This window comes from Humidisolicoccus flavus, assembly GCF_045689595.1.
GTDB lineage: Bacteria > Actinomycetota > Actinomycetes > Actinomycetales > Microbacteriaceae > Humidisolicoccus > Humidisolicoccus flavus.
Genome location: NZ_CP142724.1, coordinates 902110 through 916956, shown reverse-complemented (window position 1 = coordinate 916956; position 14847 = coordinate 902110). Strand labels below are relative to the sequence as shown.

Below are 14847 nucleotides of genomic sequence, written 5' to 3'. Positions count from 1 at the left end.
GTGGATCAGGACTTTGGTCACCCGCGTTTGCGGGGCGGAAGCTCATCTCAAACTGCGGCACGGCTTCTAATCCTTTTGGACGTGCTTGGAATGCCTGTTGGAGATCCGCCCCCTGTGCCTGGCGCAGTGCGAGCGATCTCATCCCTCACTCGGCTTGAGAAGCTTGATTTCTGGATGCGTAATCCTGACTACCTTGCGGATGAGCTTCTGACTGACCACCTCGAGGGACGGCTTCCACGCCAAACAATTGAGGTGCACGTCAGCCGAATGCTGAGCCTAGCTGCCACTGGCCACCACTATCCAATGATCCGCTTCAAGTACGGAGCGTATGAACAGGTAGACGATGCGCTTGCAAAGTTGAAATCGACCGGCCTCATCGAACACCGTCGCTCAGCTGACGCTGGCGACCGTGCCCGACGCGACTACTTCCTACTCGAAGAAGGTGAGCGTGTTGTCGCCCAAATGCGAACCACGCTGCCGCAGTTGCAGTGGTACGACGAACAAGCTGAAGCAATTGCGCTTCTTGCCGAAGCAGCGATGGGTTCTACTGCGCGGCAACGCCAATATGAGCAGCCTGAGTACCGGGGGGCGAGGATCGGCACTGAAATCCCCGCGATTTTCGAACGAGTGGCGGAACGCGCGCGTGAGCTTAGTTTCAGTATCGAGTCCGCGAGTGGCGAGGGGGAAGAAAAATGAACGCATCTGATAACTGGTACCAAGAAGTCGCGTCCTTCAGCGGCGAGAGTAGTGAGGTTGCTCGGGAAATCCTGGAGCAGGAGCGGATTCCGGCACAGCGCGTGCTCCCGGCCCGGCGTCGCCTCCGCGTCGAGGCAGTCCACTTCTCTGGCGTGAAAAACCTTGCCCACCCGGATGGAGAAGACGAGCGCGTACGGGAAGCTTTTAGCTTTACCCACGAGCTCACTCACACCTTTACGGCGTTCTTAACGCGGGCAAGGAACGACGCCGGGAAGTCCTCGGTCCTTGACGTGATTCTTTGGGCGGTGCGAGGAACGAGCGGACTTGCCGGTGACGTCCGTGCATGGATGCGTCAAGCTTCTGTCCAACTCAGCATCGATGGAACATCCTACGTTGTGTGGTGGCGCATGGACGAGAAAGTCCCAAGCGGTCAAATCGTCACTCTCCGGGGATCTCAGGACCTCGATTGGCGGCGAGTTAATGATGAAGCACTGCGCGAAGCAGAGGATGAGGTGTCCGCCGGTGAGATACCTGCCGAGCGGCCGATGACAAGAGTGATCGAAGAGGCAATCAATGCGGGCGCCTTCGTTGCCGGGGTGTTCTTCGACGATGAAAGCTTCAAACGGACAATCGCAAATCTCATGAGCTCAGCACTCGGGTTTGAGGAGACTGAGGCCTGGGCTAAGCACTCCAATGCTTCGGAAACATCGGATGGACATCTCGTCACTCACGGATGGCCATTATGGTCTCAAGCATTGGCTATCTCGGACAAGCCGATCAAGGTGACTATTGGCGATGAAGCGCAGGCGTCTCAACTCGTGCTACAGATGTACCTCGGTACAGCTTGGGGGCCAGCGGCTCTCGCGGCCAAAGCCCGCAGGTTAGCGATCGAAAGCCAGATTGCCTCGCTCAAGCGCCGTCAGTCGAACGACGAACGTGACCGCGACGAAACCGTGGCCGCTTTGCAGAGCGAATTAGCCGAGCTAGAAGCAGAGCAAGAAACGCTCTCATGGGTCGACGAACTGGACAAGCTCGAGGAGTTGGTCTCCGGTGCACGAGGAGCTGCGCAAGAGCTGGCGAACGCGGAGTCGCACTACTTGGTCGCAGCCCGGCTCTACGGGCAGTTGGAACGTGATTTGGCGGATGCTCAAGCTGACGAAGTAGCACTCGAAGAGGCTGCAGTAACTAAAAGGTTCTGGCATTCGCTGAAACCATCGTGCTGCCCTCGATGTGATGCAGTAGTTGATGAGAATCGGTGGAAGAAAGAGCGTGACGGGCAATGCTCTCTATGCGATTCCGATATTTCAGAGATTGCCGAGCCCTCGCCAGTCGAGTTTTCCAATGCGGAAGCCTACGCGGATGAATCAGATGATATGACTGATGATCGCTCGGCCATACGGGAGCGAATTGTCGCGGTGACCGAGGCGCGAGACACTGCCTCTGACGTGCTCGACGCAGCGACGGAAGAACGGAAGCGAGCAATTGGCGCCCACCGTGTTGCCACTGAAGCTATCGGGACTAGCGATATTGATGTGGCACGTCCGCGGCGTATCGAAATGGAAATTGCTACTCTTCGGGGGCGTATCGAGGAGCGTTCACGTGTTTCGGTTGCGCCCACGGAGTTGACTGAGAGGGAACAAGTTGTCTCGGTTTTGAAGGCCGCAGAGCAAATTGCGAAAGTGCGCAGCGACAAGGAACGTACTGAACTTCTAAATCTAGTCAGCACTGATATCACTGAGCTCGGACAGACTCTGGGATTCGCGCAGCTTGAATCCGCTAAGTTCCAAGCGAACTGCCATCTTCCCGTCGTTAAAGGTGGTGAGCCGGTCAACTTTGGTTCTCTGACTGAAGGCGAGAGGCTTCGCCTCAAGGTCGCGGTGATAATTGCATTGCTGCGTGTCGGAACGGCAGCAGGAGTTGGACGTCATCCGGGTCTCTTGGTCATCGACTCACTTGCTCGCGAGGAGCTTAACCCCGCGGACGCGAAGCAACTGATCGAAGAGCTCGAAAAGGTCGCTGACCTCGTGGGTCTTCAGATCATTACTGCTTCAGCACGCGGGGAGATGATCGCGGAGGCGCTTCCCCCTGACGCCGTTCGATTTGCGCGTAAATCAGACGATTACATGTGGTGATGGATCATGGCCTGAAGTGGCAATCGAGTAATGGAGAAGGAAGGACAAAAAGATGGGGCAGCCTCTTGATACCCTGCGCCGTTGGGAGGATTCCAATCTTCCAACCTTCGACCAGCTTGGAGGGGAAGCCGCGATCTTTGCTGAGCGCGACGAGATCCTTGCGTATGACGCCGCGAGAGTAGTTGGGGTCCTCTGTGCCAGCTGGGCACAGATCGGCTCGAAAACAGACGCAATTGAGTTCCTCATGCAGGCAGTGAAGACCGACGATGTCTACGATGCAGATGACGTTCTCGACGTCATCTTGACAAGTGAACTCGCCTTACCCGACCTTGCGGAACCGCTCACCAACTTCCTGCGGGAAGCATCCTGCCGTGAAGGAATTCTGGGGGATATCGCTAGCCAAGGTTGGACTCGGCTCGCACTTGGTGAATGGTGTAGCGGATTGGAACTCCGCGGTCATCTGGCGCATCGGGCCAAAAGTGCGAGCGTTGGTCGCGGGGAAACAACCATCTATTTTGTGCGCTCGGTCGGAGCTGCCCTCCACAGGTGGAACGACGACGAGCTCGCGGCAACGATGCGCGCGCTTGGCCTCCTAGACGGGTATGAGGCGGATGCCGCCTTCGAACTCGGAATGCACTACGTAGGTCGAGCACTTTCAGTAGAGACGCATATCCAAGCAATAGAACAGCTCCGCACTGCCGTCGAACATCTCAATACGGCCGAGTACCTTGATAACCGTAAGGATGCCAAAGCGTTTCTTGCAGCGATCAGGCCACTCCTGGGATACGCGGAGGGCAAGCCGGTCTCACAAGACGTTGTCGCTGAAGTTCGTGGAACCATCAACGACTACCTAATCGGGTATAGGGGTCTTGGGCGACACTGGCGGCAAGGACGTGCAGATACTAGTGACGGATGGGCCGAACTTGTTGCTCTGCTGGCAGACGCGTCTACCAGCCGCGACCCCGAGTGGTTCGACCCATCGGCCGTTATCGAAGCGGCAGCAAAGGTATACACCGCTCACGTCACAGTTGAATTGGTCGTCCGCGAGAACGCCGCTCCTGATAAGGCGAAAGGCCGCGGACTCGCAGCGCTGGTGCGGCCGGCCATCATTTCTGCTTTCATCGCTAAGCCCCCCAGCCTGCAGTTCATAGGGCATTGGCTGGACGCGGCTAAGGCGCGTGGGAACGGGGACGCTCAGCTGATTGCCGCTGTTGAACTGCTTCAGGCCGATGTCTTCACGAGTGGCAACTCCCACCCAAAAGCTAAAGGCGGGGACGGGCCGTCGTCTGTTTCTGCCATTCCTTCGCCCCTCGTGGAGAGCCTCGATCAGTTTCTTGAGCTCTACTCGAGCGTGAATGCCCCGCTCCCCTTGGCGTGGGACAACGTGGTTCGGCGAATCATCGATGAAATTGAAGAAATTAGGCCAGAAGAGGCCGCAGCGGTACGAAGCGAACTTGCCGCACTCGTGGTTCGCCTCGTTCGATTCGTCGCCCATCACATCAATCTTCGCCAATCGGGTGAGCGAAAGAAGCCTTGGCTCGGAGTAAGTGCAAACTTCCCGAAGGAGCACGCGCTTTCAGAGGCCCTACATGAATGGTTAGCTGCTTCCGGTGTCGATGCAACCATCGAGCGAGTGAACACGGCCGGAGGCGACGTCGACCTTGAGGTTAGATTTAGGTTTGGTAGTTTTTACATCGAGGTTAAGCGTGTTCTGCATAAGGCGACGGACGTAGTGCTTACGGATCGTTTCGGCAAGCAGGCAACTCAGTATGCTGCGACCGACATCCCAATTGTGTTCCTCGCGGTGCTTGACTACGCACCTCGACAGGTGAGGGTCGATTTGCCTGGCGTGTTCTGGACAATTCCATTCCGGCCAGAGCCCGCATCTCGCGAATATGCACTTACGTCTTTGCGGGTACAGGCAAATGTTGAGTCGCCCTCTGCGTCCAGTCGTTCACGACGGACAAGTGTTTGACAGTTGAATGCCCAAGGTCCATGGCAAAATATTCAAAGCCGGACGTGCCGTTTAGCACCGTCAGTCAACGAAAAGGGGACCAGGTTTATCCAAATCATGCAAGGCTTGACGTAATTTGAACTCTTCTGCGAACCCCTGCGCCCCGGAATATCAACGATCTGGGCTCTTAGGGCTACAGGGGTGGGGGGGCGCAGGTTCAAATCCCGTCATTCTGGTCGGTGAGTTCCTGCACTTCCTGCACTATTTAGGGCGTTCACGCGCTCATCGCAGATTCGCCTCGCACCACATGAACGTGCCAATAGTGCGCGTCATCTTCGAGCAGATGGAGGCGCTTCCCGAAGGCCCCTTCCTTCTCCCGAACCACAGCCTGTAGTTCCCGAATCACCTCGGCGACCTCGGGTCGCCGCAGTATGTCCGATTTGGACCCGAGCCAGTAGCTCAGCGAGATTGCGATGGTGTCTTGCATGACTCGGGCGAGTTCGCTGTGTCGTCGCGTCATGTACCGCGCGAGGAGCCCGATGCCGGCACCAGCGCGCGTGGCCTCAACGTGCACCGAAGTGTTGCTTGCCGAGATCGTCGGGATGCGCGAGAGGTCGAAGCTCGGGAGCATGTCGAGTGCATTGACCTGCACGATCGAGTCGGCGAAGTAGATGATGCGGTGCTTGCACAATGATTCGAGGTCGGTGGGCGCGCCGTGCTCCTCGAGATATGACTGCGAGGCATAGAGCCCGTACGCGTAGTCGCAGAGCTTCATGGTTTCGGCACGTTTGACGTGCGGTTTTCCGACGACCACTTCGAGGTCGATGTCGGAGCGCTGCTGCAGCGATTGCCGTGTCGTTGCCACGATTTCGATCGGAATGCTGGGGTACCGTTCGCGAATTCGCGAATTCGTGCAGCCGCGGGGCGAAGATGTGGGACGCGAATCCTTACGAATTGAGCCAGGTGACCGCTGTCAGCGCGGCAAAGTCGATCCGCTCACCAACGTCGCCAAAGCCCGCTCAATCACCCCATGCTCACATCCGCGGTCGCCGCTCGTAATGCTTCGTCAACTCCTCGTACCCTTGCGCCGCGAGCAGCAATTCCACGTCGCGCCCTGGCGCAGCGACGAACTGAATTCCCACGGGAAGCCCATCCGCGGTAAACCCGGCGGGGACTGAAATCGCGGGGCACCCGGTGGCGGAGATGAGCGTGGAGGCCCGCATCCAGTCGAGGTAAGTGTCGAACGAGGTTCCGTCGATCTCCCGTGGGTAGTCCATTGTCGCGTCGAACGGTGCAGCCTGGCTGGTCGTCAACACCAGCAGGTCGTGGTGCTCGAAGTACGCTTCGACCGCTGCCAAGAGCCGCACGCGAGCGCGCTCCGCCGACACGATGTCGTCGGGCGTGAGCGACCATCCGAGCTCGGTGTTCCAGATCACGGTGTCTTTTACCCGTTCGCGGTCACTGCGCACGTAATCGCCGTAATCACTCACGAATTCGAGGGCACGGAACACGCTGAACACCTCGTCGGCGTCACGGAGATCCGGGACCACCGAGTCGACGTGTGCACCAGCGCCCGAGAGCACCGCGGACGCAGCCTCGACCACGTTGCGCACGGCCGGTTCGACGGGACACAGCCCGTCGAGATCGACCGAGAATCCGATGCGCAGGCCAGCGAGTGCGGACCCGGGTTCGTGTGCGCTCGGCTCCGCAAACTGCGCCCGGTCACGCCCAGCCTGTTCAAACCCACCCCGTTCGAACCCAGTCCGTTCAAGCCCTGCACGCTCAAACTCCGCCCGCCCGAACTCCGCCCGCCCAAACTCCGCCCGATCGAACACCGACCCGGGCTCTTGAATCGACAGCGGCGCACCCTTCGCGGGGCCGCTCGTCGCTGCCATGAGCAGCGCGATATCGCTGACGGTGCGCGCCATGAAGCCGGGTTGCGCGAGCCATTGCCAAGGGTTCGACGGCAGTGCGTGGGGGATTCGCCCGTTCGTTGCTCGGAAGCCGACGATGTTGTTGAACGAGCCGGGGGTGCGCAGCGAGCCGCCCATGTCGGATCCATCGCCAGAGCCCTGAATTCCGGCCGCAATCGCCGCCGCTGCGCCACCTGAGGAACCAGCGGCCGACTTGCTCGTGTCGTAGGGGTTCACGGTAGTGCCGAACAGGGGATTGAAGGTGTGCGATCCCGCCGTGAACTCCGGCACGTTCGACTTGCCGCTCATGACGACCCCGGCGTTGTGGAGTCGCTCGATGATGAGCGCGTTGCGGGTCGGCACGTTGTCGGCGAGAATCTGCGAACCACGCGTCGTGCGCCATCCTGCGGTGTCGGTCGACTCTTTGTGCGTCATCGGAACCCCGTGCAGTGGGCCGAACGATTCTCCGCGGGCGAGCGCTGCATCGGCGGCATCAGCGCGCGCGAAGGCTTGCTCGTCGTCGCGAGTGACGATCGCGTTCAGCGCCGGGTTGACCGCATCGATGCGAGCCAACTGGTCGCTCAACGCTTCACGAGCCGAGACCTGACCGCTCGCGATCCGCGCCGCCAACTCCCGTGTGCTCAGCCAGGTCAGTTCAGACTCGTACAGCGGGGCAGACTGCTCCTGAAATTCACGTTCGTACCGAGCCCCAAACCCGTGATCGGGCGCAGTTTCCGCTCCGCGCGCAGACTCTCGATTGTGCTCAAATTCATGCTGAGATTCCGGTGGCATTGGCTTCTCCTCGTTCCGTCGATCCTGTCGCACAGAGTGTTACAAGCTGATTACAGTTTTTAAAAAAAACTAAAAGTTAAGCAACCATAACTCAACAGCACATTCACCTACCGCTTGAGGAGGACTTCATGAGAAGTCTGTTGAAAGCCGCCCTTGCTTCAACCGTCGTTGTCGCGCTGGCACTGACGGGATGTAGTAACTCCGACCCCGACAGCGCGGGCGAGGAAGTCGACGAACTCGTCGTCGGCACGACCGAGCCCGTTCCCAACCTGACGCCCGGACGCCAGACCAACGCCTTCGGACTCACCCTCTCGATCTTCAGCCCGCTGACCTTCCTCGACGGCAACGGAGAACTGAGCTACCTGGCCGCCGAATCGGTCGAGAGCGACAACCAGATCGACTGGACGATCACCCTCCAAGATGACTGGACCTTCCACGACGGCACTCCCGTGACCGCGCAGGACTACGTCGACACCTGGAACACCGTCGCCTACGGCCCGAATGCCTTCGAAAACTCCGGCCAGCTCTCGATCATCGATGGCTACTCAGAACTCAACCCCGCAGAAGGCGAACCCACAACAGACACGCTCGCCGGGCTCACCGTCGTCGACGAGCACACCTTCACGGTGACGCTCGAACGCGCCGACAGCCAGTTCCCGATCGAGCTCTCGCAAGCACAGACCGCCTTCTATCCGATGCCGCAGAGCGCCTACGACGACCTCGAGGCCTACGGCAAGCAGCCGATCGGCAACGGCCCACTCGCGCTCACCGCACCATGGGTTGAAGGCCAGCCGATCGTCGCCGAAGCCTACGAGAACTACGCAGGCGAAGCCTCGACCGTCGACAAGATCACCTGGGTGCCCTATTCAGACCGCCTCACCGCGTACACCGATGCGCTCGCAGGCAACGTCGACATCACCTGGCTCCCCGCCACCCGCATGAACCAGGTCGCCGACGACTTCGAGGAAGACAACATCCACAGCTTCTCGGCTCCGGGAATCAGCTTCCTCGGCATTCCGTTCTGGGATGAGCGCTTCGAAGACATCCGCGTTCGCCAGGCAATCTCGATGGCGATCGACCGGAACGCGATCAACGAAGCGATCTTCGGCAACTTCTACGAGCCGGCCACCGCTTGGACGCCCTCGATCATGCCGGGAACGCCAGAAGGCATCTGCGGCGAGTACTGCGAATACGACCCTGAAGCCGCGGCCGCACTGCTCGAAGAAGCCGGTGGCTTCGAAGGACAGCTGACTCTGCACTTCCCGGGAGCGGCAGGACACGACGACCTCTACAACGCGCTCGCGAACTACCTGCGTCAGAACCTCGGTATCGACGCAATCGCAAAGCCGGCAGTCGGCTGGGCAGAGTTCATCCAGGACCGCAACACCGAGGTCATCGATGGCCCCTTCTTCACTCGCTGGGGTGCGCTGTACCCGAGCCAGCAGTCGACGCTTCGCGCGCTCTTCTCCTCGGCACCGAGCTGCACGAACTGTGGTGGAGCATTCAACCCGGACGTCGAGACGGCCCTGAACGAGGCTGACGAGTTCGGCAGCGAAGACGGCGCAGCATATGCAGCGGCGCAGGAACTCCTCGCCGCGGACTTCCCGATCATCCCGCTGTTCGAAGAGTCGTACAACTACGTCACTTCCGACCGAATCGCAGAGGTCACCGCCTCAGCGGTGGGGGAGCCGATCCTCACGCAGATCATCCTCGCGGACAAGTAAGCGACGCCAACCACACCCATGATTCGATTCATCACCCGTCGGCTCCTCGAGCTTGTCGTCGTCTTCTTCGGCGTCACGTTCGTCATCTATTGCGCCGTGTTCGTGCTCCCCGGAGACCCGATCGCAGCGCTCGGTGGAGATAGGCCGCTGCCAGAGTCCGTGCAACAGCAGCTTCGCTTGCAATACGGGCTGGATCTCCCGCTCTGGCAGCAATACCTGAACTATCTCGGAGGGCTCGCTCGCGGCGACCTCGGCACGACCTTCACCGGTCAGTCCGTGAGCGAGCAAATGGCCAGCCGGTGGCCCACGACGATCACCCTCGCACTGACCGCTTGGTCGCTGACAGTGCTGATCAGTGTCGTCCTGGGTCTCACGGCTGGCCTCCGACAGGGCTCGCTCGCAGACCGCTCCGTGCTCCTTGGAACGATCATCGCGGAGTCCGTCCCGATCTTCGTTCTCGGCATCACGGCGCAGTACGTCTTCGGAATCAAGCTGGGGTGGGCGCCCATCGCGGGCACCATGGCCGGGTGGCCGGCCGCGTTCATTCTGCCCGCACTCATCATCGCGGTTTACGGATTATCGGGAGTCTCACGGCTCATGCGAGGCAGTGTCGTTGACACGATGCAGTCGGATTTCGTTCGCACCCTGAAAGCCAAAGGCATGACCCGAAGGAACATCGTGGGCGTGCACGTCATGCGGAACGCGGCAGCGCCCGTGGTGAACGTGCTCGCGATCCAGCTCGGCGGACTCCTCGGCGGCACGGTCGTCATCGAGGGACTCTTCAATTTGAACGGCGTCGGGCAGTTGCTCTTCAAGGCGATTCAAGATCAGCAGGGAACCCTCGTGGTCGGTGTCGCCACCACGCTGGTGCTGATCTTCCTCGTCACCAACGTCCTGGTCGACATCCTGTCCTCCGTTCTCGACCCGAGGATCCGAAATGACTGAACCAACGACCGTCACGGCGCCCCGCGCCGTGGAACGGATCTCGACGCAGGGCCTGTGGGCAACGCTTCGTGGCCGCGTGCAATTCTGGCTGAGCGTCGTGATGCTCGCGTGCCTCGGAATCATCGCCGCGATCCCGGGCGTGATCGCGGGCTTCTTCGGGCCGAGCGACCCGAGAGCCTGCGACCTCCTGAGTTCGAACAAGCCACCCGGGCCAGGGCACCCCTTCGGCACCGATGTGCAGGGCTGCGATGTCATGGTGAACGTGCTCTTCGGCACGCGAACCTCGCTCTTCATCGGTCTTGCAACGACCGCGATCTGTCTCGTCGTCGCAATCGCTCTCGGCACCTTGGCCGGGTACGTCGGGCGATGGGTCGATGCGCTCATTGCTCGCTCCGCCGACGTCGTGCTCGGCTTCCCGTTCTTGCTCGGTGCGATCATCGTGCTGAACACCGCGCCGAACCGCACCCCGCTGTTGCTCGCTGCTGTGCTCGCCTTCTTCTCCTGGCCCACCTACGCGAGGCTCGTGCGCAGCTCCGTGAAGGAGGTCCGCGAGCGTGAGTTCGTACAGGCCGCGCACGCCATGGGCTTCTCGCACCTGCGGGTCGTGCTCAGCCACGTGCTGCCGAACTCTCTCGCCCCGACGCTCGCGATTGCCGCGACGATGGTCGGCGGCGTCATCGGTGCCGAAGCAACCCTCACGTTCCTCGGTGTCGGACTTGTGCCGCCGACGATCTCCTGGGGTGTGCAGCTCTCCACCGCGCAGTCGTATTTCCAACTCGCGCCCCACACAGTGATCTTCCCGAGCATCTTCCTGACGATCACGGTCATCAGCCTCATCATGCTCGGCGATGCCCTGCGTGACGCACTCGACCCACGGGGGCGTTCATGAGCGGTCCCGCAAAGACTCGACCCGACGATTTAGCCTGTGAAGACGGAGCGCGCGTTGCACCCAAAACGCACGCTTCGAATCCGATGACACGACTCACGAGGAGCACAGTTCCATGGACATGAATGAATTGAGCGATGAAATCCGCAGCTTCATTGATCGATTTACCGATGCCTGGGAGTTGATGCGAGGAAAGCGGATGAACGGCCGCGTCCTCGCGCTGTTGATCATCACCGACGAGCCGCATCTTTCTTCTGAAGATCTCGGCCGGTTGCTCGACACGAGCCCCGGGACGATTTCCACGGCCACGCGGGCGCTGCTCGGCTCCGGGTACATCACCAAGGTCTCGAAGTCGAACAGTCGTGCAACGTACTTCCGCGCTGAAGACGACGTCTGGGGTGCATTCCTCAGCCGCGAGAAGCTCGGACTCCAGCGCATGGAAGAGGTGTTGACCGCCGCGCGCTCGACGGAACCAGGCTCCGAGCCCGCGCCCGCGCGACGTCTGCGCAACGGCAGCCGGTATATGGCGTGGGTCGACCAGTACCACCGCAACGTGCTGGAGCAATGGAAGCAGTATCGCGACCAGGAAGAAGACACCCCGCCGCCGAAGGAACTCCCTGCTGAGATGCAGGCCAGCATCCGACGCGATGACCCGAGGGAGAGCTCATGAGCGCCCCGGTGCTTTCGGTCGATTCGCTGAGCGTCGAGTTCCTTTCTCGAAAGGGCGAGGCCGTGCAGGCGGTCGACGGGATCACCTTCGAACTCGGCGCGAGCGAGATCGTCGCGATCGTTGGTGAATCCGGGTCTGGCAAGTCGGTGACCGCGATGAGCGTGCTCGGTCTGCTCCCGAAGAACGCTCGCGCGAGCGGCAGCATCAAGCTCTGTGGCGAGGAACTCTTGAACGCCGAGCAGAAGACGCTCGAACAGATTCGCGGCAAACGCGTCGCGATGATCTTTCAGGATCCCTTCGGCGCCCTTGACCCGGTGTTCACGGTGGGATTCCAGATCCGTGAAGTCCTGCGCAAGCACTTTCCGAACATGAGCGCGAAGGACCGAAAGCGCCGAGTCATCGAACTGCTCACCGCGGTCGAACTGCGCGAACCCGAAAAGCGCGCCCGCTTCTATCCGCACCAGCTCTCAGGTGGGCAGGCGCAACGCGTCGTCATCGCCATGGCTCTCGCGTGCGGACCCGAGATTCTCATCGCCGACGAACCGACGACGGCGCTCGACGTGACGGTACAGCGCGAGATTCTCGATCTCCTCATGCGCGTTCGTGAAACCGAGCAGACCGCGGTGCTGATCATCACGCACGACATGGGCGTTGTTGCCGATGTCGCAGACCGGGTGGTCGTCATGCGAGACGGGAAGATCGAAGAGACGCAAACCGTCGAGCGCCTCTTTGCCGCGCCGTCCGCGCAGTACACGCAGCGACTCCTGGAATCGGTGCCGCGCCTCGACATCGCCGACCGCGCAGATGTGGTGCACGACGACCCCGTGCTGCTCCTCGATGACCTGACGGTCGAGTACAAGCAACGCTTCAGCACCGTGACCGCAGTGTCGGGAGCAAGCCTGACGGTCGCGAAAGGCGAAGTCGTCGCGCTCGTTGGAGAATCCGGATCAGGAAAGTCGACGATCGGCAAAGCACTCATCGGGCTCGCTCCCGTGAAGCAGGGCTCGATCATCATCGACGGTATCGACGTGATCAAGGCGAACCGCAAGCAGACGATCGAGCTGAAGAAGCGCATCGGCATTGTGTTTCAGAACCCGATGGGAGCCCTCGATCCGCGCTGGACCATGGGCGAATCGATCGGTGAGCCCCTTCGGGTGCACGAGCGGATGCGCGGCAATCAGCTGCAGCAGCGAACGGACGAACTCCTCGACGCGGTTGGCCTCGCGCGGTCGTGGGCGAACCGCTATGCACACGAGCTCTCGGGTGGACAGCGGCAACGAGTCGCGATCGCCCGGGCGCTCGCGCTCAACCCGGTGCTCTTGATTGCCGATGAGCCGACCTCGGCGCTCGACGTGTCCGTGCAAGCAACCGTGCTCGATCTCTTCCGATCGCTGCAGAAGGAACTGCAGTTCGCCTGCCTCTTCGTCAGTCACGACCTCGCCGTCGTCGACAGTCTGGCCGACAGGATCGTCGTCATGAGCAATTCGAAGATCATCGAGCAGGGGGACCGCCAACAGGTGCTGCGCAACCCCATCGATCCGTACACGCGGCGCCTGCTCGAAGCAGCCCCGGTGCCAGACCCAATCCAACAGCGCAAGCGAAGGGAAGAACGAGTACACGTATGAGCAACATCACAACGGTGCGCACGATCACCGACGACGAGATCGTCGAACGCGCCGCCGCACTGCCCGATTTCCAGGAATACCCGAAGGTTGACGAGCTGCTCGCACAGATGGACGAGCTCGCGGCCGCGTTTCCTGAGCTGCTCACCGTGCGACGCATCGGGACCTCACGGCTCGACGAGCCGATCCTCATGTACTCACTTTCGCTGACGAGTTCCAACGCATCGGACACCGAGGAGACCGCGGCGCAACGGTGCCTCGTGGTCGGTGGCGTGCATCCGAACGAACCGATCGGATCGCACACGATCATTCGAGTGCTCGGAGACCTGCTCAACGACGAGGCGCTCCGCCTGAGCCTCAACACCGTCTGGGATTTCATTCCGTGCATCGATCCCGATGGCATGCGGCTCAACGAGGGATGGTTCGACGATTCCTTCAATGACGAAACCTACTTCGAGCACTTCTACCGGCCGCCGGGTGATGAGCAGGTCGAGTGGACCTTTCCGATCAATTACAAGGCGAAGTACTTCGACGCGATGCTGCCCGAAACCCAGGCACTGCAGCGGGTCATCGTCGAGACCAAGCCCGACCTCTACGTGCCGCTGCACAACTCGGAGACCGGGGGAGCGTACTTCTACATTTCCGAGCCCGTCGGGGGTCTCGTCGATCTGCTGCAGCGCTTGCCCGCCGAATTCGGCATCCCGCTCCACCGAGGCGAGCCGGAGGCCGCGCACTTCAAGGAGATCGCACCCGCGGTCTTCGAATCCGGCACTTCACAGGACGTCTACGAATGGCGCGAGGCGAACGGCCTCGATCCGGTGCCTCAGGGAGCTGCCGGGCAGTCCTCGACGAGCTACGCGCGCCAGCACGGCGCGACCTCGCTGATCGCGGAACTGCCGATCTGGCGCACCTTTGGCGCCGACGACACGAGCCCTTCGGGATCGAACTACGCGGACCTCCTGCGCGACGCCGGCAATGCGCTCATCGACACAGGCACGAGCTTGACCGCTGTGCTGGCGCAGATCGAAGCGGATCTCACGGTGAACTCGCCCTTCCTGCGCAGCGCTCGTGTGTTCGTGCCCGGGATGACTTCAATGGGCGAGACGATGCTCGCGCGCGCCGCGGATGCGGTGAACGATCGAATCGCGAGCGTTGCAGAACGACCGATGTCGGTGGTGTGGATGTATCGCTTGCGGTTCGGCGGAGCGCTCCTTCGAGCGTTGAAGGCCGAAGTCGTCGCTGGCTCCGCGACGGTGCGTGTGCGTCGCGTCGCGCAGGAACTCGAGCGCGAGTGGAGCGCCTGGATGCAGCAGCGACTCGTCGAGGAAGAGACGCAGGGGATCCCGATCCGCGCGGTCGTGGGCGTGCAGTACGGCGCGGTGCTCGGACTCGTGGCGCACGCGATGGCAGAGCGTGCCTCCAGTGAGCAGGGCGAGCCCTCCTTCGGTCGTGCACCCTCGGACGACGACGCTGCTGCGCCGGTACTTGACGCTCGGTCGGGAAGGTGAGCGCC

Annotated in this window: 11 protein-coding genes; 9 read left to right on the top strand and 2 right to left on the bottom strand. The window is 61.1% G+C overall.

The features are described 5' to 3' along the window. The 3 genes from U2H20_RS04375 to U2H20_RS04365 are packed head-to-tail and all read left to right on the top strand — an operon-like array spanning nt 1 to nt 4803. The gene (locus U2H20_RS04375) at nt 1-696 is read left to right on the top strand and encodes a hypothetical protein (RefSeq protein WP_430593279.1); all 696 of its coding nucleotides are present in this window, start codon (nt 1-3) and stop codon (nt 694-696) included. Beyond that, nucleotides 693-2828 (top strand): hypothetical protein, encoded by a 2136-nt coding sequence (locus U2H20_RS04370; protein ID WP_430593278.1) that lies wholly within the window; start codon nt 693-695, stop codon nt 2826-2828. Before U2H20_RS04375 ends, U2H20_RS04370 begins: the two co-directional genes overlap by 4 nt. A gap of 52 nt (nt 2829-2880) precedes the next feature. Then, nucleotides 2881-4803: a hypothetical protein gene (locus tag U2H20_RS04365; protein ID WP_430593277.1), complete on the top strand. Its 1923-nt coding sequence runs from the start codon at nt 2881-2883 to the stop codon at nt 4801-4803. Between the two features lie 253 nt (nt 4804-5056). Here U2H20_RS04365 and U2H20_RS04360 read toward each other — a convergent pair whose 3' ends face one another. Together U2H20_RS04360 and U2H20_RS04355 are read right to left on the bottom strand one after the other, a co-directional pair. Continuing rightward, entirely contained in the window at nt 5057-5647 is a 591-nt protein-coding gene (locus U2H20_RS04360; protein ID WP_430593276.1) for a LysR substrate-binding domain-containing protein, read from the bottom strand. Nucleotides 5648-5816: 169 nt separating this feature from the next. Further along, nucleotides 5817-7487, bottom strand: coding sequence for an amidase (locus U2H20_RS04355; RefSeq protein WP_430593275.1), 1671 nt, complete (start codon nt 7485-7487; stop codon nt 5817-5819). Nucleotides 7488-7615: 128 nt separating this feature from the next. Between U2H20_RS04355 and U2H20_RS04350 the strand changes: the two genes are divergently transcribed. The 6 genes from U2H20_RS04350 (at nt 7616) to U2H20_RS04325 (ending at nt 14842) form a co-directional block, all read left to right on the top strand. Beyond that, nucleotides 7616-9211, top strand: coding sequence for a peptide ABC transporter substrate-binding protein (locus U2H20_RS04350; protein ID WP_430593274.1), 1596 nt, complete (start codon nt 7616-7618; stop codon nt 9209-9211). A gap of 18 nt (nt 9212-9229) precedes the next feature. Beyond that, complete coding sequence (locus U2H20_RS04345; protein ID WP_430593273.1) at nt 9230-10156, top strand: ABC transporter permease; 927 nt, start codon at nt 9230-9232, stop codon at nt 10154-10156. Beyond that, nucleotides 10149-11045, top strand: coding sequence for an ABC transporter permease (locus U2H20_RS04340; RefSeq protein ID WP_430593272.1), 897 nt, complete (start codon nt 10149-10151; stop codon nt 11043-11045). The genes U2H20_RS04345 and U2H20_RS04340 overlap by 8 nt, the downstream gene beginning before the upstream one ends. A gap of 112 nt (nt 11046-11157) precedes the next feature. Beyond that, the gene (locus U2H20_RS04335; protein ID WP_430593271.1) at nt 11158-11712 is read left to right on the top strand and encodes a GbsR/MarR family transcriptional regulator; all 555 of its coding nucleotides are present in this window, start codon (nt 11158-11160) and stop codon (nt 11710-11712) included. Then, entirely contained in the window at nt 11709-13337 is a 1629-nt protein-coding gene (locus tag U2H20_RS04330) for a dipeptide ABC transporter ATP-binding protein (RefSeq protein WP_430593270.1), read from the top strand. Before U2H20_RS04335 ends, U2H20_RS04330 begins: the two co-directional genes overlap by 4 nt. Then, nucleotides 13334-14842, top strand: a complete 1509-nt coding sequence (locus U2H20_RS04325) for a M14 family zinc carboxypeptidase (protein ID WP_430593269.1) — start codon at nt 13334-13336, stop codon at nt 14840-14842. The genes U2H20_RS04330 and U2H20_RS04325 overlap by 4 nt, the downstream gene beginning before the upstream one ends. Nucleotides 14843-14847 lie beyond the last annotated feature (5 nt).